Here is a 288-nt window from a genome sequence, read left to right as displayed (position 1 = left end):
TTAGTAATGCTGTGAAGTTGGTGACTCCAGATGTACCGACAATAACTGCAACAGCACCGACTTGTTCAGCTAACGGAATTTCTACAATATCAAATTACGTTTCAGGAACGGTTTACACTTTTGATCCGGTTGGTCCAAGTGTTGATAATACAGGATTAATCAGCGGAATGATCGTTGGAACTTCTTATAAAGTAACGGCAGGAAATGGAAGTTGTACTTCTGCATCTTCAAATTCATTTAGTAATGCTGTGAAGTTGGTGACTCCAGATGTACCGACAATAACCGCAA

1 protein-coding gene is annotated in these 288 nt (G+C 39.9%); it reads left to right on the top strand.

Annotation, left to right across the window (positions count from 1 at the left end; translation table 11 throughout):
• Positions 1-288, top strand: a 288-nt coding sequence (locus KHA98_RS22820; RefSeq protein WP_213260285.1) for a hypothetical protein, incomplete at both ends; no start/stop codon positions are given.

Source organism: Flavobacterium branchiicola (genome assembly GCF_018383905.1).
In the GTDB taxonomy this organism is placed as follows: Bacteria; Bacteroidota; Bacteroidia; order Flavobacteriales; family Flavobacteriaceae; genus Flavobacterium; species Flavobacterium branchiicola.
This window is presented reverse-complemented; position numbering and strand designations above follow the sequence as displayed.